Below are 23,836 nucleotides of genomic sequence, written 5' to 3'. Positions count from 1 at the left end.
AAGCTGTATTACTCATGTAGTACTTAAGGAGTGACAGGCAGATTTTCATAATCTATATTTTGCTCAGAATGATACGCATTTACACGAGAAACCCATTTTTCCTGGAATTTAGAAATTGTATTTGGAACAGCTTCGACCGCTCCTATAATTGGTGATACTGTTTTCACAGCTACTTTACGTGCCGCTTCTTTCACTTTCGGCAAAGCCTCTTCCATTTCCGAACCCGTACTTTGAATTTGTTCTTTCGCACCAAGAAAGGCTGATACTGTTTTTACTGCAAGCTTTCGCAATCCCTTTCTCGCTTTTGGTGATGCCAATATAACCGCAGCTACCCCAACCGCTATACCGATTGGAGATTTCATAAATCGAAACATATTCATTTCTCCTCACTTAAATTTATTTCGAATCCTTGAATGAAACAACTCATATACAATTAAGTAACCTTGTAAATCATTTAATCACATCCTTATTTTGTAAAAAGTATATAAAGAGTATATATTTTTGTTTGTATTATTTCAACAATTTATTAGTTTTTTGTAAATTTTATGTTAATTCAGAAAACAACTTTGTAAATACTCCTATTTCTATGTAGTGGTATAAGTAATATATTCCATATTCTTTTCTTACTCAATTGTTGAGGTTTTGTTGAGAATTCATTTTGTATTTTTACAAATTACAAACTAGGACATGCACTTTTACGAAACAATTTTTATATACTATAAAAAACGCTATAAGGAGTGATTTTCATGAGCTTATCCTACTGGAAATACGCTATACTCAATCACATTACTGCAAATTTCCGTACCTTCTTATTCAATATCACTGTCGCTATTTTAGGTGAAATCGCACTCTTCCTTGTCTTAAGCTTTATTCCGAAACGATTTCATAAATTTTTTGCATAAAAAAGCCTGAGTTCCTATCAATGTAGAACTCAGGCTGCTTAACTCTATTAAATAAAAGGGGTCTTGTTATAATTATCGCTTCTGCTTTATATCGGGATTGATACATATTAATTATTCAAACCCGTACATACCCCACTTATTATTATCGTGAATATATGAACGTTTCGACACAACATATCGATTTACCAACAAATTCCGATATGACTGAAAAGCACAATACCTTACGAATCACCGTACTTCCTTTTATTTGCGCTTAGTATAATAAGAAACGCAATCGCTATTACAGCTAAAAAGCGAACCGGATTAAACGGCGTTCCAACCGTTTCATTTAATCGGTGATAAATGAAGGGGATCATCTCAAGTACCATTAATCCCATAGCGATTTGAAACGTTTCCGCCATCGCTTTATTTTTTATAAATGCAGCGCGCTCATCACCTTGTTTTCCGATTGCTATAAACATTTTTACAATAGCAAACACTACAAATAAAAAGACACATAAAGCAATAATAAAAATAGCAACATTCATGAAATATACCTCTTGTATGTAAAACTTGTTTGACAAGAGTATAACATCTTTTACATATCATGTAAAACATATTTTACATAAAAAGACGACCAAGAATTGGCCGTCTTTTCCTATTTATTTCGGAGCATTCCCTACATACTGTGTTATATCAACATTTAACGCCCCAGCTAAACGCATACCGTACTCTTGATCTGCACGGAAGAAGTTACAAACAGCTAGCAATTTCGTGCGCTCATTTACGTCCTTTAAGTCATTTGTTAAGTTTGCAATTAAGTTGTCTTGCTCTTCTTTAGAGAATGAACGGTAACGCTCACCCGCTTGTTTGAAGTCATTTGGTTTCTCGATTTTTTCACGAGATACATAGCCTTCTACTTTCATAGTTGAATCACGGTAAGTTGGGTCTTCAACTGGATTTTCAGTATGGCGACTCGGTTCGTAGTTTATTGTAGATGGGTTTTGATCGATTTGCATCGCACCATCACGTTGTTGGTTACGAACAGCTGCGTATGGACAGTTTACAGGAATTTGTAAGTAGTTTGCACCAAGACGATAACGCTGTGTATCTGGGTAAGAGAATAAACGACCTTGTAATAATTTATCTTCAGATGGTTCAATACCATTTACAGTTGCACTTGGAGAGAACGCCACTTGTTCTACTTCTGCAAAGAAGTTTTTCGGGTTTCGATTTAACGTCATTGTCCCCACTTCAATTAATGGGAAGCGATCTTCTGGCCATACTTTCGTTGGATCTAGTGGATCAAAGTCTAAAGAATCCGTTTCATCTAGTTGCATGACTTGTACGTGTAAATCCCATTTCGGGTAGTTCCCTTTTTCAATTGCATCGAATAAGTCACGAGTTGCATGGTTGAAGTCTTTCCCTTGTACCTCTTGCACTTCCTTCGCACTTAAGTTACGTACATCTTGCTGTGGCTTCCAGTGGTATTTAATGTAAACAATTTTACCTTCTGCATTAATCCATTTAAATGAATGGACGCCGAAACCTTCCATTTCACGATAACTCGCTGGTGTACCATAATCAGAAAATACCCATGTCATCATATGTGTTGATTCTGGAGTTAATGTCATGAAATCCCAGTAACGATCTGGTGTTTGAACATTTGTATCAGGTGCTGGTTTTAAAGAATGCACCATGTCTGGGAATTTAATTGCATCACGAATGAAGAAAACTGGTAAATGGTTACCTACGATATCGTAGTTCCCTTCTTCTGTATAAAATTTAACAGCGAATCCTCGTGGATCACGCGCTGTTTCTGGAGAACCTTGACCATGAATAACCGTTGAGAAACGAACGAATACAGGTGTTTCAGTTCCTTCATTTTGTAAAAACGCTGCTTTCGTATATTGCTTCATGCTGTTTTTCGTTACGAATACACCGTGAGCACCTGCACCACGTGCATGCACAACGCGCTCTGGAATACGTTCACGATCAAAGTGAGCCAGTTTTTCTACTAAATGATAGTCTTCTAACAATACCGGTCCACGGCGACCAGCTGTACGAGAATTTTGGTTATCTCCAACTGGAGCACCTTGGTTTGTTGTTAAGCGATTATTTGGATTCGTCATGGGGGGATCCTCCTCTTTCTCTCATAGTAATTATTATTTATTTAAAATTATTATAAACTAATTATTATTCAAAAATAAATCCTTGTCAACTATTTCCTTCATTTTTTTGGAAACAATTTCAGCTAAGCAATCAATAAATACAGATTGTGAATTAGGCATATTTGGTCTAAAATATGCGGCATTTAATTCATCAGTTACAACTTTACATTCATAATCGTTGTCATATAAAACTTCTAAATGCTCTGCCACAAAGCCAACTGGACAATATACGAAAGACTCATAACCATGTTCTTCATATAAATCTCTCGTTAAATCTTGCACATCTGGCCCAATCCATGGATCTGGTGTATTTCCAGCGCTTTGCCAACCCGTTGTATAATGCTTTATACCGGCTTCTGCCGCAATTAAATCCGCTGTCCGCTGTAATTGCTCTACGTAAGGGTCTCCCTCAGCAATAATTTTCTCCGGTAAACTATGTGCAGAGAAAATAACAATTGCCTTCTCTTTATCTACAATGTTAGTAAACGTTTCTTCAATTTGATTTGCCCAATAAGAAATAAACTTCGGTTCATCGTACCATTGCTCAATCGGTTCAATAACAGGCCCACCTATTTCTTTTGATAGGCGAATTGCACGGTCATTATACGCTTGAATACTAAATGTAGAATAGTGCGGTGCTAATACGATACTAATCGCCTGCTCAATTCCATCTTTCTTCATCTCTTCTACTGCATCTTCAATAAACGGAGTAATATGTTTTAAACCTAAGTAACAAACAAATTCATACTCTGTATACATTTTATTCAATGAATCTGTTAATTTATGCGCCTGCTCTTTCGTTATTTTTGCAAGTGGTGAAATTCCGCCAATCGCTTTATAGCGCCCGATTAAATCTTGAAGCGCTTCTTCAGACGGCTTACGCCCGTGACGGATATGTGTATAATACGCCTCTACATCATCTAATGATTCTGGCGTTCCATACGCCATTACGAGTAAACCTATTTTTTTCTTTTTCATCTATATAACACCTCAACTTCGCAAATGAGAATCTTTTTCAAGAACATTTGTTTCCAATTATAACAAGTAATAATAAGTACGTCAAAATAATTATTCTAAATAAGTACTATTTCTAATATGATTTCGAATTTTATATGACAATTCATTTAATATTATTTGTCATATTTTTGTATTCTTCTTAATTACTGTGGAACTTCACAACACCTTAAAAAAATCTCAATATTCTGGTTATAATTCCTCAAAATTTGTACTTTACTATTTATCTTAGAAAAGAAAACAGAATTCCGTCGAATTCTAATTAAAGAAGCATATAAGGAGGATTTAAAATGACACAACCTTTTATAAAAAAAGCAGCATTGATTTCTACACTTTCCATGAGTACGATCCTATCCACGACACTTCCATTTAACGTTTTAGCTGCACCCACCCCAGCAATACAAATGCAACAAGAAAAACTCACTGACGAGGTTATGAAACTTTCGTTCGAGGAAAATCTAAATGATAGTTCCGCGTCCAATCACATCATTTCGTATAAAAATGGTAATCCTTTATTTACAGATGGACGCATAAATAAGGCTCTCAAGTTTAAAGCAATATCACAAAAAACCGCTTCTTATATCGACTTAGGAGACACTTCGCAATTAAAATTTGGAGAAAGTACAGATTTCACAGTAGCCTTTTGGGTAAAATCTTCCGGGGTAAATGCTGATCCAGCTATCATTTCAAATAAAGATTGGAATAGCGGTGGAAACTTAGGGTGGTTTATTGGGTTAAAGGACAAGGCCCTCCTTTGGAATTTCAAAACTTCTGGTAGCTCTCGCATAGATGCCTCTATTCCAAATATCGCTGATAATGTTTGGCATCACATTACGATTTCTCATGACCGCGATGGATATGCAACTATTTATAAAGACGGAAAGCTAGAACAACAAATTGATATTAGTAAAATGAAAGGTACAATCGATACAAATTACACAACAAAAATTGGAGTTGATGGCAAAGGAACTTTATTTGGAAACAACTTTGACGCAACACTAGATGAAGTATCTATTCTAAGAAAAGCAGTAACAGCTGCAGATGTTCAAAAGATGTATCAATCCGCTCCACCAATTGCTGTTACTGACATCTCCATTGATCAACCAACCCTTCATTTAAATATTGATGGTTACACCTATTTACAATCCAATATCCAACCTTCCGATGCAACAAATAAAAAAGTTACTTGGACAAGTAGTGATAAAAGCATCGCAGACATTGAAGCGACAGATGAAAGAGTCAAAGTAATTGGAAAAGGCATTGGGAAAACGACAATTCAAGCCATTTCTGAAGATGGAAAAAAAGCCGCTACTGCAGAACTAACTGTTGGAAATTCTTTAGATATAACACGTGATGGTTTACTTAAACAAGACGATTTAAACTTTATAAAACAATACACCGGATCAGATATAAATAGTCAAAACTGGGATGAAATTAAGCATGCGGATTTAAATGAAGATGGAAAAATTGACGAAAAGGACATGCTTCCTCTTCAAGAGCGGCTAAAACAATCTACAAACTACCCATACAAACATGTCTTTATTATCGGGTTAGATGGAGCCGGTATCGCTGTTAAAGATGCTACTGCCCCTAATATTAAAAATTTTATCGCTAACGGTGCCAGCACTTATAATGCGCAAGCTCTTTCACCAACGATTAGCGCTCAAAACTGGGGTGGCATCATACATGGTGTAACACCTGATAAAACCAAACTTGATAATACAGTCGCAGGGTCAGTAGCATTCCCTGAAAACTCACCTTATCCATCCTTTATGAAAGTACTAAAACAAGAACGACCATACGCAAAAATAGCCTCATTCGCTGGATGGAGTCCGATTAATAAAGGGATTATCGAACAATCTGTAGGCGCTCACTTAGAGTCTGTCCCGGATGACCAATTAGCACCAAAAATCTCAAATTACATTAAAACCGAAGGAAAAGATACTGCGATCACATTCATTCATTTTGACGATATTGATGGTGCTGGTCATTCTAAAGGCTACGGTAGCCCCGCATATATGCAACAAATTGAAAAAACAGATAAAAATGTAGGGGTTGTATTAGATGCAATTCGTGACGCTGGTTTATTAGAAGATAGCCTCATTATTATGACAACGGACCACGGAGGAAAAGGATATGGACATGGCGGAGAATCTCCTGAAGAAAAGACAATTTTTTGGGCGGCAAACGGCCCTGGAATTCTAGCAAAATCCTCTATTACAACTTCTATGACGAATATGGATACAGCGGCAGTTGTAGCACAAGCACTGCGCTCGAATAAACCTATGACTTGGGACGCAAAAACACCTGAGAAATTACTTGAAACGTTCCCTACTAACCTTACACTTAATCAATCCGAACACTCTTTAAAAGAAAGAGAAACCTTTGAACTTGTTGCGAAGATTACCCCAAACGTTACAAATAAAAAGTTAATTTGGAAAAGCGATAATCCAAATGTAGCAACAATACAAGCAACGGATGAAAAAGCAAGTATCCATGCTGTACAAACTGGTACTACAACTATCACTGCAACAACTGCTACTGGCGAATATGTAGCAACATGTAAAGTAACTGTCGAACCAAATCACGTGCCCGTTACAGGTATCAAAGTAGACGAACGATCTTTTGAGCTAAATCAAGGAGATGAAAAACTTGTATCTGCCTCCGTTCTTCCTGAAAATGCAACAAATCAAAAGACAGTTTGGAAAAGTAGTGACACAAACATCATTGCCCTGGAAATCCAAAATGATACAACTCATGTGAAAGCTTTAAAACCCGGACGTGTTGTCTTAACCGCAACAACAGGTGATGGAAAATACAATAGATATGTTTATATTCAAGTGAAATAGAAAAAAAGGCGGCTTACACAACATGCAAGCCGCCTCTTACTATTCCTTAATATTCACCCCATACTCTTTAAACCAAACATGAATTTGCGCTAAATGAGCTAAAAGCTGAGGCCCAGTCATTAATTGACCGAACCAAGGCGATTGAAATGCACTGCCACCTGATTCAATTAATCCGCTTAGCTGCTGTTTATCAAATAGTTCGTGTAAAATTGATCCTTTATCTGTTAATAAATCTTGTAGCCATACTGTGACTGCTTTCGTATAGTGTGGATTATGCGTTTTCGGATATGGACTCTTCTTTCTATATAAGATGTCATTTGGAAGCAATCCTTCTAACGCTTTACGCAATAGACCTTTTTCGCGGTTTTTATACATTTTCATTTCCCAAGGAATATTCCACGCATATTCGACAAGTCGGTGATCAGCAAATGGAACGCGTACTTCTAAGCTTGCACCCATACTCATACGGTCTTTTCTGTCTAATAATGTTGTCATAAACCATACCATATTTAAATAAAATAGTTGCCGTCTCTTCGCTTCTAGTGGGCTTTCTCCCTCTAAAATAGGAACTTCTTGAATAGATTCTTCATAACGCTGCTGTACATATTGTTGTAAATTTAGTTTACTTCTCCATTCTTTCTTTAGAAGTTGTTCACGCGCCTCTGTAGAGCGCATCCATGGGAATGCACTTGATTGTAAATCATCTTCTCTATAAAACCACGGGTACCCCCCAAATATTTCATCTGCACATTCCCCAGATAAACCGACGACAAAATCTTGTTTAATTTCACGACAAAACCATAATAATGACGAATCAATATCTGCCATACCTGGCAAATCACGAACGAGCACTGCTTCTGTTAAATACTGTGCTAGTTGTTCATTTGAAATGACACAACGGTGGTGGATTGTTTGAAATGTCTCAGTCATTAAGTTAATAAATGGAGTATCTGAATTAGGCTGAAATGCATTCGCTTTAAAGTATTTTTCATTATCTTCATAGTCAATAGAATACGTGTGTAATTGACCTTTCCCTGATCTTTCATATTCTTTTGCGGCAATTGCTGTTATAGCACTTGAATCTACACCACCCGATAAAAATGTGCATAACGGTACGTCAGAAACTAATTGTCTCGTAATCGCATCTTGTAATAAAAAACGTGTCTTTTCTACGGTTTCTTCAAATGAATCTTCATGTTTTTTACTTTCCACATTCCAATATCTCCATATGCATAAACCGTCTTTTGAGAAAGTCATCGCATGACCCGGACGCAGTTCTTTAATACCAGCATAAATGCCGTGACCAGGCGTTCGAGATGGTCCAAGACCTAATATTTCTGATAATCCTTCTAACGTTACTTCCGCCTTCACCTCTGGATGCACCAGTATCGCTTTTAACTCTGAACCAAATAATAATCGTCCACTATCATATTTATAAAAAAGCGGCTTTACACCTAATCGATCTCTTGCAATAAACACTTGTTCTTTCTGTTCATCCCATACTGCAAACGCATATATACCGTTTAAATGATCGACACATTCTTCTTTCCATTCGATATAAGAAGCTAATAATACTTCCGTATCAGAATGACCCTTGAATGTGTACCCTCTTCTTAACAGCTCCTTCCGAATGTCTTCTGTATTATACAGTTCGCCGTTATAGCAAATGGCATAATTCGTTTCATCTTTTAAACAAGTCATCGGCTGTTTACCACCTTCAGGATCTACAACGATTAACCGTTTATGCCCAAATGCGACATTTCCTTTTATCCAAACTTTATTATCATCCGGACCACGCTTCGCTAACGTCTCAGCCATCTTCGTAACGACGTCTCTTTCTCCTTCTAATGAGCGTTTATAATCTACCCATCCTGTAATCCCGCACATAAGAATCATCCTTCCTAATCTAATATCTGTTTCTGAACGTGCAGTAATCCCCACCCTATGAGTGCGGATACATAAAAACAACAAACTTGACGATAACTAACTATTCATATATGGAATAGCAGTTTCACAGTGTAAAGCGTGTTTTATTGTATGCCCACCTCTCTTTAGGTGTGTCTAGTTATAAAGGACGTACGAACTGTCCATAACAAGAATAACTATTTCTATAAAAGGAGAAATGAACTATGTTACAACGCAAACATATTTTGTATAACCAGCCGCGCGCTCATACAGTCGGTAATGTAGAATATATAAACAATGAGTGGGTATTCTTTGATGATGAAAATGATGAAGCATTTTTATTAGAAGATATTATCCAAGATGGATTTGAACTTTTGTATAACAACAATTGGCTACCAGCCCGTTTCTATGAACAAGATGTATTACAAATCGCCAACGAACAGCATCATTTGCAAAACGGGGAAATGATACGAATTCGAAAAAAATTACTTCTTAGCTATAATGAATGGCTTGAGGAGTTACCTGACTCTGTCTTTACATTATTAACTGAGGCATTACAATCCCTTCATTACTCTTTATATGATTGCATGTATTGTCATAATTATTTATCCTTCTTGCCAAAAGAAGAAGCATGCGAAGGTGTAAATATTCTTTTATTCGATAATGAAGAGATGATTTGTACACTGCAACACCATTTTGTTCGTCACTCTGCTTCAAATAAAAATATGTTCCGTTTTACGAAAGTAAATGGAGAAGAGTTGCATATCGATGCGACATAAAGTGAAACTTTAATCAGTAGGGGCATCCCCCACTGATTATCAGCCCGCAACAATCGGGTGTTTACGGGATAAAATAAAAACCACCTTATCTCCCAAATATTCGAGAGATAAGGTGGTTTTATTTGTAATTAAAATACTTTCCAACCCATCGGTAATTTCAGTCCAAGATAAAATACTGCTACTAGCGCAACAATAAATAAGCCCCAAACCGCCCCTGTTGGTTTGTTTTTGCTCATTTTTACAAGAACCATTTCCATGCCGCCGATCACTAAAATACCAGCTAGCATTTTCATGCCGTACCACATGTGCATGCTACCTGTTGCCGTCTTCACAATACTCATGTACAACATGAAACCTGTCACAATAATGATAATGTACATAAGGCGAAGCCCCATATGTACACCTTTACCTTTTCTTCCTGCCGAATAAAGTGAATACGCAACGAAGAATAAAATTAACCCTAACGCCCATGCTGTAATATGCATATGTATCATCGTATTCCTGCCTCCTCTTTTTCACACTTTTTCACTCTATATGATAACATGTTCATTTATTTTCAGGAAATGTTTCGCTTTTTTACATTTAAATGCTATAATATTTAGAGTATTTACAAACTTCTTGTAATAACAAAAGGGGGAACAATCATGATTCAAACTAAGGATATTATCGAACTTACAGACACATACGGAGCAAATAACTACCATCCACTTCCAATCGTTATTTCTAAAGCAGAAGGCGTTTGGGTAGAAGATCCTGAAGGAAACCGCTATATGGACTTACTAAGTGCATATTCTGCAGTAAACCAAGGTCATCGTCATCCAAAAATTATTAACGCTTTAATTGACCAAGCTAATCGAGTTACGTTAACTTCTCGTGCTTTCCATAGCGATCAATTAGGTCCTTGGTACGAAAAAGTTGCGAAACTAACAAATAAAAATATGGTACTTCCTATGAATACAGGCGCAGAAGCTGTTGAAACTGCAATTAAAACAGCTCGTCGCTGGGCTTACGATGTGAAAAAGGTAGAGGCAAACCGTGCAGAAATCATCGTTTGTGAAGATAACTTCCACGGACGTACAATGGGTGCTGTTTCTATGTCATCAAACGAAGAGTACAAGCGTGGCTTCGGTCCGATGCTTCCTGGCATTATTGTAATTCCTTACGGTGATTTAGAAGCGTTAAAAGCTGCGATTACACCAAATACAGCTGCATTCATTTTAGAGCCAATCCAAGGTGAAGCAGGAATTAACATTCCACCAGCTGGTTTCTTAAAAGAAGCTTTTGAAGTATGTAAAAAAGAAAACGTTTTATTCGTAGCAGATGAAATCCAAACAGGCTTAGGCCGTACTGGTAAAGTATTTGCTTGCGACTGGGACAATGTAACTCCTGACATGTACATACTTGGTAAAGCACTTGGCGGCGGTGTATTCCCAATCTCTTGTGTTGCAGCAAACAGCGACATTTTAGGCGTATTCGAGCCAGGTTCTCACGGTTCTACATTCGGTGGTAACCCACTTGCATGTGCTGTTTCTATCGCAGCTCTTGAAGTATTAGAAGAAGAAAAATTAACAGAGCGTTCTCTTCAATTAGGAGAAAAACTAGTTGGACAATTAAGAGAAATTGATAACCCAATGATTACTGACATTCGCGGTAAAGGTTTATTCATCGGTATCGAATTAAACGAGCCAGCTCGTCCTTACTGTGAGCAACTAAAAGCAGCTGGTCTATTATGTAAAGAAACACACGAAAACGTAATTCGTATTGCACCACCTCTAGTAATCTCTGAAGAAGATTTAGAGTGGGCATTCCAAAAAATTAAAGCTGTACTATCTTAATCATAGTGGGGTTGTCCTAAAATATAGGACAACCTCTTTCTTTTTTTAGTAATTTACCGTAAAATAAAATTGAATATTCCGTCTTTTTAGAAAAGGGGGTAACTGTATGTTGTTGAAATACGGTAAACATATTAACTATTTAGCTACAATTTTTATTTCTATGACATTCATCGGCTTCATATTATCTACAACGTTACTCAGTCATTATTCAACTCCTAATACATTCACACTACTAAAAACATCATTTTGGACTGCTGTTTTCCTTACAATTATCGGTTTTGGCCGCGAAAGAAGCGCACTTGCAGTTATGCTAATTGGAATTTGCACTTTAGCATTAATCAGATTGTATATTTTTGCCATTTTAAATTACTCTGTTAATCCGCGACCATAGGAAAGAGCTATCTTATGAAAAGATAGCTCTTTTTTTATTTCACAATATTTCTAAGCGTACCAATTCCCTCTACTGTAACAACAACTTCATCACCAGCATGCAAAAACTTCGGTGGTGTAAAACCTTTTCCAACACCAGCTGGTGTCCCTGTTGCAATAATATCTCCTGGCTCTAATGTCATGCCTTTACTTATAGTTGAAATAATTTCTTCTACTGAAAAAATCATTTCTCTCGTATTTGAAGTTTGCCTTACTTCTCCATTTACCACCGTTTCAATGTGTAATTCATTCGGCGTTCTAACCATCGATTTATGAATTAAATACGGTCCCATCGGACAAAATGTATCGAAACTTTTCCCTAGGAAAAATTGTTTATGTTTCCTTTGAATATCCCGAGCAGTTACATCATTTATAACTGTATATCCAAAAACATGGTCAAGAGCTTTTTCTATTTTTATTTGTTTCCCTCGCTTACCAATAACGATTGCTAGCTCCCCTTCATAGTCCAGTTCATTCGTTGCATGAGGGTGACCATTAATTTGCTCATCAATTCCGATCACTGTTGTTGGCGCTTTTGTAAAGATCATTATATTTTCAGGGATAGACTCTACTCCGCCCATTTCCACCGCATGCTCACGATAGTTCTTTCCAACACAAAGAATATTTTTTCTCGGCCTTGGAATCGGTGCTAATATTTTCACTTCTGCTAACGGATAATACGCTGCTTCCGCATTTTCCTTCGCCCAATTTACAATATCGTACACCTTCTCAAGGCATTCACTTCCTCTTTCAATACACTCTAACATAGTAATTGGGATCGTAACCTTTTCCCCTTTTTGTCTTTGCGCTTCTCTTAAATGTAAGACTCTATCTTCCTCTTCATCCACAATACCTACAAATACCTTTTCTTCTTTCTTAGCCGTTACAAAACGCAATATTTCCACTCTCCATCCTAAAACTCATACCCTTTAATTGTATTCGCATCCTTAAGAAAAAAACCTTCTTATGCACGCTAATTTTTACAATATTCAACCATTATTATATTTGTTCCACATCGTCATTTGACATAAAATGTAGAAATTATACTTTTTTTAGCGAAGATGTTTCTTTTTTATGGGATTTTTGTATAATATGTACTACATATATACATAAAATTTATTGAGAGATGGAGCCGATTTCAATGTTTGAGCAAGCTATCGAAAAAAAACGCGAAAAAATGATCTATTTTGCTGAACGCTACGGAATGACTTCTCAAAAAACAGTGGATTGTAGCCAGGAACTGGACAGGCTCTTAAATGTTGTTTGGCCTATACACACAGATTGCACACACACTCAAATGTTCGAAACACATACGCAATAACGTATGTGTTTCTTTTATTTCAAAAAAGGACACATTTTATTGAAAACGCCCATACAATAGTAGAAAAGAAAATTTTAAAAATGAAAGGTGTTTTATATGCCAGCTATGGTCGGACATATTCGTATCGTTAATATTGGTTCAAGTGGGATTTTTCATATTGGAGATGTATTTGCGATTAGACCTATTAGTTATTCACGTGCTTTTGCCGGGGCCGGCTCCTTTAATGTTGGAGATAATGTCTCTGTCTACAATTATCAAAGTTCAACAACTGTAAATGATTCAGATGTAATCGATCAAGCGATAATTGGTTCAACTTAAAGGAGGCGATTACATTGAATTTTTATGTAAACCAAAGCATCATCATCAACAGTATTAAAATCGATAGCATTACGACATCTTCTGTATTTCAAATTGGTACTGCCGGAAGTATTAAAGCTCTATCTAAATTTTCAAATAGCGGTGGATTTACAGCACCTCTTCGCCCTTTGAATGCGAAAGGACAAATTATTTCCATAAAGCCTTTCAGCTAGTTCTTCTTAGGCCATCCTTATCATAAATATATAGCAGTAATATACCCTCCCTATTGAAAAGGAGGTATCACAAAATGAATCAAGATATATATACTTACTTACACCAACTTCAGCAAGCTCTTCAAACACAACAAGCAACCATCCTTAACCTAGAAGATCAAGTCCGCCTATTACAAGAAGAGCTTAATGAATTAAAAAATCGCCCCTCCTCTTCTATAGGAAAAGTGGAATACAAATTCGATCAATTAAAAGTAGAAAATTTAAACGGCACTTTAAATATTGGTTTAAATCCATTTGCGACAAAAGGGCAGCAAATTGAAGATTTTCAAGTGGATACAGAAACGTTGAAAGTAAACCCTGAAACAGAACCAAATCCAGACTTCTATCAAGGTGTCCTTCAAGAAATGCATCGCTATTTAGATGAAGAAGCATATAATCGAATCCTCCATTTTGAACAAGAAGAGAGAACACCGCTTGATGAGATGTATCGGCAAATGATGGTGGATGACATAAAAAAACAGATGGAACATAGACTTCCGTATTATTTATCACAAGTTCAATCTTATGAGGGTGTTTCAACAGATCCCAATTATTTACGAGACGTCATTATTCAAGCAATGAAACAAGATATTGACAAAGCCTTTCTTTCCTTTATTCAACACATACCGGGCAATTTCCGAAAGGAGTAAGTATGTATGAATTTAAATGTTGTAAACCGCGAGTTAAAAGTAGGGCAGATTAAAATGAACGGGGTTTCTTCTTCTGCATTATTTTTAATTGGAGATGCAAACCTTCTCATCCTTTCTTCTATTCTTGATACGCCATTCGAATCTGTTACAGAGGGGCCATTTGTACCATTAGTAACAGATGTCCCTCCAACTCCAGGCTAAGGAGACCAAACTTATGTTACATCATGTTTCCGTCGTCCAAAATGTTTCTATTATTTCTTTAGGGATTACCGCAGTACTTCAAGTTGGTGATGCAAATCAAATGGAATTAAAAAGTAGGGCACTTTTAGTTCATCGGGAAATTCCTTGTTATTTAAAAGGAGAAGGTCGCTTAGATGCTTTTGAAGTTTTCACAGATGAGTACATTACTATTCCAAAGCGAACAACAGATGTAAAAGTAAATATTATAAATGAATGCCCTTTTATTGAAGTAAACAATGTTGAATTGCGAACACTTTTAAATTCTGGTTGCTTTCAAATTGGAAATGTCGATTATGCTTTTAATAACTCTCGTATTATGCAAATCCGCCAATACATTAGTGATGAACCTTCCGCTCAATAATTCATATAGTAATTAAAAAGCTTAGTAAAGTAGGTGGATAGCATGCCTTCTGTTGTAGGAAATCTCGTCGTTCAAAACAGTAATGGCTCTTTCAATTTAGGGGATTTTTATAATGTATCTCCGAAAGAAAATACGAAAGCTTATAACGGGTCTGGGGCTTCCAATGTCGGATTTGTCGTTAATACTTTTAGCGGAGTTAGTGCAACAAATACATTTGATTCGGACGTTGCAGACCAAGATCAAATTGCAACAGCGTAAAAAAGAAACAGCTTTTAGCTCTATTTTGTGTAGAGCTAGGGCTGTTTCTTCTATTTTTAGCATCTTACATATTTACGTTTGAATCCGAGTCTTCCTCGATCAAGTTCTTTATGAATACTTTCGTAAGCATTTAGAAAACTGCTTTTCTTGTTGTCCCGTTTTAGCTCCACTATGCCTACTTCCTTTGCAATTTCAACTGCCTTTTCATGTAGCGGCACATATGAAATCCCCACGGTGTTTAGAAAATTATTCATAGCGGATTTCGTACGTTCTGGCGCATCATGAATTGTATTTTTTACAACTTCTAGCATATTGGCAATCTTACTTTCGGAAAATTCATGGTCTTTTCGATTCCCTAAAAGCCAGCAGTAGCAACTCCACCCCGCTGACATTCTTAATTCGTCACCACTTGCAATCCATTTATCAGCCACGTCTTGTGCAAACTCTGATTCTGATAAAGTTACTGCCACCACATAATCGGATAGCATATAAAAGTACGCCCCATCCATCCAACGATCAAAATCCGATTCGTTCATAGTTTTTGGATCTGCAATAATGCCTGCAAAGTACATCGCATCATAGTTACCTGTAGCATAAAGCTCTTCAGCTAAACTTTGATTGATTTTTATTTTCTTCGCGATTGGTTTCATAGCACCTGTAGCTACTCCAAAAAGTGGCTCCTTTGCACCATTGGATATGTATATTTTTTTAGTCCGTTCCTTGCCGAGAGTTTCAAGCTCTTGCATTACTGTTTCGAAATCCATAGTATTGCACTTCCTTTCTTACTATTATAATCAATTCACTTATATTCTTTATCAAGTTCTCTACACTTCATAAATTCATCTGTTAAAGCGTTTTGTCCATCGATTTAAGATTTTCAAAATGAGATTTCGTTATATACGTTTATCCAGCTAATTAATACCGATTATATAAACTAATCATTAGTTAAGATGCTACTCCTCACTAATGATTAGTTTTTCTTTATTTAAATGATAATCCCTTATCTGCTAAAGCCGCTCTCAATTTAGGTAAAGATGCTGGTCCTATACCGTGCAGTTTCAAAATTTCTTTTTCACTGTACTTTGAAAGTTCTTCTTCAGTGTGAATTCCATAGTGTTCTAACGCTCGCCTTGCTGGTGCTGAAAAAAGAGAAAGAAAGCCTTCTTTCGGCTTTCTCTCTTTCTCACAGGTTGGGCAAGTTGGACAATCGCTATTTTTATAATACTCGTGTCCTTGATCACAAGTTCTTAACGTCGCCATACTCCATAACCTCTTTCTAAGCTCTATTCCTCAACCTTTACAACATGATTCCCATCAAAGAAGTATAAACACTTCTCTTTCACAGGATGTTTTAAGCTTTTCTCGAGTGCTTTTGCATATAGTGAAAGCTGTACTTTGTATCGGTCTTCTAAAATTGGTTTCGCTTGATCAAATCCGCCTGGAAACTTTCCTTCAATCGTATCTGTTTTAAAGTCGATTAATGTAATTCCGTCTTCCTCTTCGATCATACAGTCGATAACCCCTTGGACAAGTATTGATTCGCCTTTCTTCCCTTGCCAATCTTGATACGCTTCTTCTGCTGAAAGCATCATCGTAAATGGTACTTCACGCTCAACACTTTTTGCTGCTACTACTCTTTTACCTAAACCACTATCAAAGAATGAAATGACTTTTTCAATCGCTATTTCTTCAGCTTGTTCAAATGTTAATAGTTCTTTATTTACCATTCTTGCAATTTGTTCTTGAAGAACTTCAATCGTAATTGGTTTCTTCAAATCTACATGCTGCATAACGGCATGGACTGCTGTCCCTCGCTCTGCGTACGTTAGTCCTTTTTTCTCCATAAAGCGCGGACGTGTTTTAATTGGTGCACGAAGTTTTTTAATAAAGGCATTATCGCTACCTTCTTCAGATTGATAATTTCTCTTTATTTCTGTAACAGATTGTTTCGCACGGTGCGATGTCGCGTCCTCATACCCGTATTCCCACATTAATCTATCGTACACTTCTTCTTTCCGTTCACTTTCTAGCGGAACAGCCTTTTTCTCACGAAGCGCTTCTAACAATTCTTGTTTCTCTTCTTGAACTGGTTCTGGTGCAAGTAAATCTTTTCCATCAACAACTTCTACTTTCCAGCTAGTGTCATACTCATAAATGTCGACTGGAATATTTCCTTGTCCTAATTCAAGAAGCATTTCACTATCACGATGTCTATATAATGAAGGTGCAATCCAGTCTAAATAGCAAGACGCTCCGGCACGTATATGATCTGGTAATAACCATTCACTATGCTCCCGCGCATCGAGCCATTTTTCCATTTCCTTATTGGCATCCTTAACTGTTCCGATTAAAATTAACTTCTCTTTTGCACGCGTTAACGCTACGTATAATACGCGCATTTCTTCCGCAATTAATTCCATTTTCATTTTACGCTTAATCGCTAGTTGTGATAATGTCGTATATTTAATTCGTTTACGAGGATCGATAAATTGTGAACCGAAACCGAAATCTTTATGAAGTAAGAAGCGTTTCATTAAATCTTGTGTATTAAAACGGCGACCAAGTCCAGCTACAAATACGACTGGGAACTCTAGCCCTTTACTTTTATGAATCGTCATAATACGAACAACGTCTTCTTGTTCTCCAAGAGCTCTCGCCGTTCCCATATCATCTCCGCGTTCTAAAATACGCTCAATAAAACGTAAGAAGCGGAATAATCCTCTAAACGATGTTGCTTCATATTGTCTCGCGCGGTCATATAGTACGCGTAAGTTTGCCTGTCTTTGCTTTCCGGCTGGTAAACCGCCGACAAAGTCGTAATAGCCTGTCTCACCGTACACTTTCCAAATTAAATCGGAAAGTGATTGTTGACGCGCAAATTCACGCCACCCTTGCAGTAAGTTATAAAACCACTCTAATTTATCATGCAGTTCTTGTTCTTCTTCAAGCGGTGCTCCTTTTAAGAATGAACTCATCACTTCATAAAATGAACCTTTCTTTCCATGAGCACGAAGCGTTGCAAGTTCTTCGTCATTTAGTCCAACGATCGGTGAACGAAGTACAGCTGCAAGCGGAATATCTTGCATCGGATTATCGATAACGCGGAATACGTTCATCATAATATTTACTTCTGTCGCTTCAAAGTAACCAGTCGCAAGGTCAGCATATACCGGAATTCCTTGCAGCTTTAACTCTTCCATAATTTGCGGCGCCCACGGCATGGAGCGAAGTAAAATAACGAAATCACGGTATTGTACTTGGCGCATACTATCAGTTTTACGATCATACACTTCATAACCTGAATCGACCATTGCTTTAATACGCTGCGCCATAAGACGAGCTTCAAGCTGTGCTTTTTCTACTTCTGCACCTTCTTCACCGTCTAGCACTTCTTCTTCTGTTTGCTGAATGCATAGTAATTCAGCCGCTACATCTTCACCTTCTGGATAGCTAGCACCTAGCTTTAATTCAGCGTCAGCATCATAGTCGATTTCTCCGACTTCTTCGCCCATAATTTGTTTGAAGATAAAGTTCGTACCTGCTAACACTTCATGACGGCTACGGAAGTTTTTCGCTAAGTCAATCTTCATTCCACCGCCCGATCCTTCTTGTGTGAATCGTTTGTATTTCCCTAAAAACAGTCCTGGTTCTGCTAGTCGGAAACGATAAATTGACTGCTTCACGTCACCTACCATGAACAAGTTTCCTTCACTCTCAGAGTCTTTCGTTACGAATTTAATAATGGATTCTTGTACGAAATTCGTATCTTGATATTCATCGACTAGTACTTCAGCGAATTTATTACGATATTGCAGCGCTACTGCTGAAGGCTTCATTTCACCGTCTTCACTTTGCTCGCTTAAAATTTGTAAACAGAAATGCTCTAAATCTGTGAAATCAACCATTCCTTTATCACGCTTAATCGCTTGGAAACGCTCTGTAAATACTTTTACAAGCTTCACGAGTTTTTCTAATACAGGATGCATATCTTGAAAATCTCGTAAGAAACTTTCAGGTCTGCGGCTAAATAGTTCTTCTTGTAATTTCTTTACTTCATCTTTCGCTTTATTACGAAGAGAATCTACTTGTTTTACAACATCTTCGTTGTAATCACTTTTCTTAATACGCTTTAGCGTTTGCCACGATACGTTTTGCATCGCTTCATAAACGCTTGTCCACGACCCACGAGCTGCTGAGGATAACATTCCAAGTAAAGCTAAATCCGCTTGTAACGTTTCAACGCGAGGCGCCGGACCGTCAGGAAGCATTGCGAGTTCAGTCGCTTTACGAATATGCTGTTCCGCTGTTTCCAGCTGGAATTTCACATCTTCTAATAAGTAAGAAGCGTACACTAAATCTTCAATCGTCTTTCCTTCAACATCGTATGCTTCTACTAATTTATCAAGCCATTTTTCCGGGTTTGGATGCGCTCTTGATTCTGTATGAAGCGCTAAAATCATTCGTTGTAGGTCATCGTCACTACGGTCACTCGTATAACGATCAACTAATTCAAAGAAAATACTATTATCTTCGATTCCATACTCTTCTTCTAATATGTCATCTAGCACTTCTTCTTTTAACAATTCATTTTCTGTTTGGTTCGCAATACGGAAACGAGGATCGACATCAAGCATGTAGTAGTATCCTCTAATCACTTGTAAACAAAATGAATGGATTGTTGAAATGGAAGCTTTATTTAATAAGCTAAGCTGCTTTCTTATATGCTGTGAACCTGGCCCATCAATTAATACTTTTTCTAACGCTTCTCCAATTCGATTTTTCATTTCTTGCGCCGCTGCATTCGTAAATGTTACAACGAGCAGGCGGTCGACATCGACTGGATTTTCCTCACTTATAATCTTTTTAATAATACGTTCAACTAATACTGCTGTTTTCCCAGATCCAGCTGCTGCTGCGACTAAAATATCACGTCCATTCGCTACAACCGCTTTCCACTGGTCATCTGTCCATTGACTACCTTCTGGTTTTTCAGGCCAATTTTCTATCATTCTCCGCCAACCTCCTCTCTAATTTTCTCCATTGCTTCGCTATCTTTCATATCTTTTAACGTACGGAATTGGTTATCTTCAAGTGATTCATCAAACTGACAAACAGATTTAAAGTTACAGAACGTACAAGCCGCTTTATTCCCCTTTTTGTAAGGAGCAATATCGATAACACCTTCTGTGATGTCTTTTCCGATATTTTCAAACGAGTGGTGTACATATTTTTGAAGTACATTAAACTCTTGTTCACTTGCAATGCTAGAACGCGCACTAAAACTACCATCTTTTTTCAGACCAGCAGAAATAATATCAGAGCTTCCTGTTGAAAGTTTATTATCCATTAAACGAACAACATCAGCATCTCCTAGTACGAGCCCTTTCATTTTAAATTTCTTTAAAATTTCTTTCTCAATTTCTTCTTCAGATGCATCGCCTTTCATCTCAACAATCGGGTTATGAATATGGAAATACAATACACCCGCCGGTGATGCAGTGCCGCCCTTTTTCATCCACGTATGTGCATTTGAAGTAACAACATCCAAATACGTTAACATTTGAAGCGCTAGTCCGTAATACACTTCTGTTAAATCTAACGCTTTCGAACTTGATTTATAGTCAATAATACGAAGGAACGTACCACTCTCATCTTCTGCCTTATCAACACGGTCAATACGGCCCACTACTTCCATCTTCACACCATTTGGCAACGCAAATTCCATTGGCGGAAGAGATCCAGTCCCGCCCATACCAAACGGTACTTCTAAATCAACTGGTACAAAACCGCTAGACTTCGCATGTTCACGAAGAATGAGTGATGTACGGAATATGATTTGTTGTAGTTTTTGTTTTAAATAGAAATGACGGTTTGAACTTAATAAAATTTGTCTTTGTAATAATGGTGCAATTTCTTCTATTACTAAAGTAGAAAGATGCTCACACTCTTTTATTGATAAATCTGCCCAAGTACGGTTTTCACGTAATAACCTGTCTGCAATTCTTTTCAGCGCTGCATGGAATAGTTCACCGATATCTGGCGCATCAAGTTTGAAAATATCACGCTCTCTTAGCGATAAACCGTGCTGTGCGAAATGAGCGTACGCACAACGGTTAAATAATTCCATACGAGAAACGCTTCCCTTAATTGTATCTCCGTATAAATCTCTACTTACCGCTGTACTTAGTTTCTGTGCACGATTTCGGTAGAATAAACTTGATAACACGCGGCTACTTTTTTGTTTCCATTCATCTGAAGTAACGTAGAAATTATATACATCCCACCAAAAGTCTAAATTACCTTCAAATCCGTATTGCTTCCATGTTTGCAGCTGCTGCATGACATAAGACAATGTCACTTCTGGCGTTGCTACGTATGAAATTTGTTCCGAACGTGATAAGTCATTTACGTCATTTGTAATAAATGATTCTTTCACATCAGGGAACATTCTTTTTATTTTTTTAATAAAACTAGAAGCAAGTAACGTCTTCCCTTCTTCATCTGCAAGCGGGCATGAAATGTATAATTTCTCAGATGCTCTCGTTACCATTTGATACATAACAAACTGTTCTTCTAATAAAGTTTGTCTCGTCGTTGGCGCTAATTCAATTCCTGCCGCGCCAAGAACTTCTCTTTCCTCATCAGACAGCATCCCTTCATCCATAGGTGCTGCTGGAATAACGCCTTCATTCACTCCAATAACGAATGTCGCTTTAATATTTGATAATCTAGAACGATCAATATTAGCAATTAACACTTGATCTAGTGACGGCGGAATGTTCGCAAATTGAAGCGCCTCAAGACCTGTCGACATAACGTCCGTGAACATAGATAGTGACATCTTCTCCTCACCAAGCATCTCTACAAACGTATCAAGAAGGCTCATCACTTCTTCCCATACTTGCTCATGGTCTGTCGCAAATAAGAAATCTCCACTTTCTTCTGCACGAACACGTAATTCTTCTAGTTTTTTCGGAACGTCAAGCTCCTCTAAAAATAAATATACCGCTTCGCACATTTGCATAACTGTTCCAGCACGCTTCAGCCTTTTTTGCATACGAATAACTGGCGTTCTTACAACGTCACGAAGTTGATTTATTTTCTCTTCCATTTCACGCTCACTGTCTGTTATCATTTCGCTCGCATCATCAAGAGAACGATAGCGGCGATACATCCACGGATCTTCTGAAGTCCATCTCTTCCCTTGTACACCGTACGCTAAACAGTAGTTTTCAAACTCATCCATCTCTTCGCGCATCGCTTCTTTTCTTACATCTAATGGATATAAAAGCTCTGTTTTCACGCAGCGGAATACTGCATCATAACGCCAATTCCCGCTAATAATCTCGAGTGCAGAACGAATACATTCTACTAGCGGATGATGTGACATTGGGCGTTTTTCATCGATGAAATGCGGGATATTATAATCTGTAAATAACGTTCGCATTACGTCGTAATAACTTTCTCCGTTACGAAGAAGGACTGCGATATCTCGGTAACGATAGTCTTCATCCGCCACAAGTCTTCTAATTTCACGAGCAACACCTTCTACTTCAGCTCGTAAATTAGCTGCTGTACTAATCGTTACACTTGCTTCACCGTTAAATTTTTCATTCGGACGCGCTTCATAATGGGCTTCTAAATGAGCTAATGCCGGAGAATGAAAACGCGGCTGCTCCATCAACGGAATTGTTTTTTCAATTTCTATTTTCTCTTCACGAGCTACTTGCTTTATTCGTTCATACGTTAACGTCGTTTCATAAAATAAATCTAGTTCATTCACTGGCTGCGCTAACGTTTTTTCATCTATTGTCAATGTGATTGTGATTCTAGTTCCTAATCTCATTAGCCCTCTAACAATTTCTAGCTCTTGAGGGGAAAATGAATGGAATCCATCTATATAAATTTCCGCGCCTTTTACATATTCAGATTCTGAAAGCTTCTCAATTAATAATTGTAAGTAATCTTCTGAATCTAAATACTTTCCGATTAAAGCACGTTCAAAATCATCATATAATAACTGTAAATCATACACTTTATTCGCTAGCAGCTTTTGCTCTGCACTACTGCTATGCGCATCTAATTGTTGCCACATTTCATATACGTTAGATGGCGTCACATTGTAACGTTTAAACTCCGCAATCATACTACCAAGATGTTCAAAGAAACCGTTTTGCTCCGCTGCTTTTTGGAACACCGATAATCCATCTTTACGGGACTCTACAATTTTACGAAGTAACATATGCACGCCCGCTTCATCAATATGAAGACGACTCGCTCCGCCAACTTCTTGCAGCACCTTCCACGCTAATCGCGAAAAACTAAAAACTTGTGCCCGAATAGAACCTCTTACCTCTTCACTCCCAATTAACGCCTGTTGCGTTTGGAATGTCATCTGTTCTGGCACAAGATATAATATTGTTTTCCCTCTTGGGCGCTGCTTTAACTCTTCTTGCACTTCGTGTAAACAAAGTGTACTTTTTCCACTTCCAGCTCTACCAATCACAAATCGAAGTGACATGTAACCCCACCTTTCACTTACATAACGAACGTTAGTTTGCTACCATAATTGTA

22 protein-coding genes are annotated in these 23,836 nt (G+C 37.5%); 11 read left to right on the top strand and 11 right to left on the bottom strand.

Annotation, left to right across the window (positions count from 1 at the left end; translation table 11 throughout):
* Positions 1-23: 23 nt before the first annotated feature.
* The 4 genes from LUS72_RS05835 to hemH form a co-directional block, all read right to left on the bottom strand.
* A complete protein-coding gene (locus LUS72_RS05835) occupies positions 24-374 on the bottom strand; it encodes a YtxH domain-containing protein (RefSeq protein ID WP_097830012.1) in 351 nt (116 codons plus the stop codon).
* A 749-nt stretch (positions 375-1,123) separates the two neighbouring features.
* Positions 1,124-1,429: a hypothetical protein gene (locus LUS72_RS05830; RefSeq protein WP_097830011.1), complete on the bottom strand. Its 306-nt coding sequence runs from the start codon at positions 1,427-1,429 to the stop codon at positions 1,124-1,126.
* A gap of 114 nt (positions 1,430-1,543) precedes the next feature.
* Positions 1,544-3,013 (bottom strand): catalase KatB, encoded by a 1,470-nt coding sequence (gene katB, locus LUS72_RS05825; RefSeq protein WP_097830010.1) that lies wholly within the window; start codon positions 3,011-3,013, stop codon positions 1,544-1,546.
* A 57-nt stretch (positions 3,014-3,070) separates the two neighbouring features.
* Complete coding sequence (hemH, locus tag LUS72_RS05820; protein ID WP_264448701.1) at positions 3,071-4,030, bottom strand: ferrochelatase; 960 nt, start codon at positions 4,028-4,030, stop codon at positions 3,071-3,073.
* A gap of 326 nt (positions 4,031-4,356) precedes the next feature.
* On the opposite strand from hemH, the gene LUS72_RS05815 reads away from it, so the two are divergent.
* Positions 4,357-6,915 (top strand): Ig-like domain-containing protein, encoded by a 2,559-nt coding sequence (locus LUS72_RS05815; protein WP_264448700.1) that lies wholly within the window; start codon positions 4,357-4,359, stop codon positions 6,913-6,915.
* Positions 6,916-6,954: 39 nt separating this feature from the next.
* On the opposite strand, the gene asnB is transcribed toward LUS72_RS05815, so the two are convergent.
* Complete coding sequence (gene asnB / locus LUS72_RS05810; protein WP_097830007.1) at positions 6,955-8,802, bottom strand: asparagine synthase (glutamine-hydrolyzing); 1,848 nt, start codon at positions 8,800-8,802, stop codon at positions 6,955-6,957.
* A gap of 242 nt (positions 8,803-9,044) precedes the next feature.
* On the opposite strand from asnB, the gene LUS72_RS05805 reads away from it, so the two are divergent.
* Positions 9,045-9,599 carry a DUF2777 domain-containing protein gene (locus LUS72_RS05805; protein ID WP_264448699.1) on the top strand — a complete coding sequence of 185 codons (555 nt, stop codon included), beginning with the start codon at positions 9,045-9,047 and terminating at the stop codon, positions 9,597-9,599.
* 128 nt (positions 9,600-9,727) lie between these two features.
* Here the strand turns inward: LUS72_RS05805 and LUS72_RS05800 are convergent, their stop codons facing one another.
* A complete protein-coding gene (locus LUS72_RS05800) occupies positions 9,728-10,093 on the bottom strand; it encodes a YisL family protein (RefSeq protein ID WP_097830005.1) in 366 nt (121 codons plus the stop codon).
* 150 nt (positions 10,094-10,243) lie between these two features.
* Between LUS72_RS05800 and rocD the strand changes: the two genes are divergently transcribed.
* Positions 10,244-11,434: an ornithine aminotransferase gene (rocD, locus tag LUS72_RS05795; RefSeq protein WP_097830004.1), complete on the top strand. Its 1,191-nt coding sequence runs from the start codon at positions 10,244-10,246 to the stop codon at positions 11,432-11,434.
* A gap of 106 nt (positions 11,435-11,540) precedes the next feature.
* On the top strand, positions 11,541-11,825 hold the full coding sequence (locus LUS72_RS05790; protein WP_264448698.1) for a hypothetical protein: 285 nt from the start codon (positions 11,541-11,543) through the stop codon (positions 11,823-11,825).
* 34 nt (positions 11,826-11,859) lie between these two features.
* Here the strand turns inward: LUS72_RS05790 and LUS72_RS05785 are convergent, their stop codons facing one another.
* A complete protein-coding gene (locus LUS72_RS05785; protein WP_170961003.1) occupies positions 11,860-12,759 on the bottom strand; it encodes a fumarylacetoacetate hydrolase family protein in 900 nt (299 codons plus the stop codon).
* A 245-nt stretch (positions 12,760-13,004) separates the two neighbouring features.
* On the opposite strand from LUS72_RS05785, the gene LUS72_RS05780 reads away from it, so the two are divergent.
* The 7 genes from LUS72_RS05780 (at position 13,005) to gerPF (ending at position 15,262) form a co-directional block, all read left to right on the top strand.
* The gene (locus LUS72_RS05780; RefSeq protein ID WP_002087032.1) at positions 13,005-13,184 is read left to right on the top strand and encodes an aspartyl-phosphate phosphatase Spo0E family protein; all 180 of its coding nucleotides are present in this window, start codon (positions 13,005-13,007) and stop codon (positions 13,182-13,184) included.
* 96 nt (positions 13,185-13,280) lie between these two features.
* On the top strand, positions 13,281-13,502 hold the full coding sequence (gene gerPA, locus LUS72_RS05775; RefSeq protein WP_001111191.1) for a spore germination protein GerPA: 222 nt from the start codon (positions 13,281-13,283) through the stop codon (positions 13,500-13,502).
* Positions 13,503-13,516: 14 nt separating this feature from the next.
* Complete coding sequence (gene gerPB / locus LUS72_RS05770; protein WP_097830001.1) at positions 13,517-13,714, top strand: spore germination protein GerPB; 198 nt, start codon at positions 13,517-13,519, stop codon at positions 13,712-13,714.
* Positions 13,715-13,788: 74 nt separating this feature from the next.
* Complete coding sequence (gerPC, locus tag LUS72_RS05765; RefSeq protein WP_097830000.1) at positions 13,789-14,403, top strand: spore germination protein GerPC; 615 nt, start codon at positions 13,789-13,791, stop codon at positions 14,401-14,403.
* A 6-nt stretch (positions 14,404-14,409) separates the two neighbouring features.
* Positions 14,410-14,604 (top strand): spore germination protein GerPD, encoded by a 195-nt coding sequence (gene gerPD / locus LUS72_RS05760; RefSeq protein ID WP_001052805.1) that lies wholly within the window; start codon positions 14,410-14,412, stop codon positions 14,602-14,604.
* 13 nt (positions 14,605-14,617) lie between these two features.
* Positions 14,618-15,004 carry a spore germination protein GerPE gene (locus tag LUS72_RS05755; protein ID WP_097829999.1) on the top strand — a complete coding sequence of 129 codons (387 nt, stop codon included), beginning with the start codon at positions 14,618-14,620 and terminating at the stop codon, positions 15,002-15,004.
* A 42-nt stretch (positions 15,005-15,046) separates the two neighbouring features.
* Positions 15,047-15,262: a spore germination protein GerPF gene (gerPF, locus tag LUS72_RS05750; RefSeq protein ID WP_002170786.1), complete on the top strand. Its 216-nt coding sequence runs from the start codon at positions 15,047-15,049 to the stop codon at positions 15,260-15,262.
* Positions 15,263-15,318: 56 nt separating this feature from the next.
* Here the strand turns inward: gerPF and LUS72_RS05745 are convergent, their stop codons facing one another.
* The 4 genes from LUS72_RS05745 to addB all read right to left on the bottom strand — a co-directional run bounded on the left by LUS72_RS05745 (position 15,319) and on the right by addB (position 23,783).
* Positions 15,319-16,026, bottom strand: a complete 708-nt coding sequence (locus LUS72_RS05745) for a DNA alkylation repair protein (protein ID WP_097829998.1) — start codon at positions 16,024-16,026, stop codon at positions 15,319-15,321.
* A gap of 217 nt (positions 16,027-16,243) precedes the next feature.
* Positions 16,244-16,522, bottom strand: coding sequence for an RNA polymerase alpha subunit C-terminal domain-containing protein (locus LUS72_RS05740; protein ID WP_097829997.1), 279 nt, complete (start codon positions 16,520-16,522; stop codon positions 16,244-16,246).
* Positions 16,523-16,545: 23 nt separating this feature from the next.
* Positions 16,546-20,271 (bottom strand): helicase-exonuclease AddAB subunit AddA, encoded by a 3,726-nt coding sequence (addA, locus tag LUS72_RS05735; protein ID WP_097829996.1) that lies wholly within the window; start codon positions 20,269-20,271, stop codon positions 16,546-16,548.
* Entirely contained in the window at positions 20,268-23,783 is a 3,516-nt protein-coding gene (gene addB / locus LUS72_RS05730; protein WP_264448697.1) for a helicase-exonuclease AddAB subunit AddB, read from the bottom strand. The genes addA and addB overlap by 4 nt, the downstream gene beginning before the upstream one ends.
* Between the last annotated feature and the right edge of the window lie 53 nt (positions 23,784-23,836).

The organism is Bacillus cereus (assembly GCF_025917685.1).
GTDB lineage: Bacteria > Bacillota > Bacilli > Bacillales > Bacillaceae_G > Bacillus_A > Bacillus_A cereus_AT.
The sequence above is the reverse complement of the archived record's forward strand: the minus strand, read 5'-3'. Positions and strand labels throughout refer to the sequence as shown.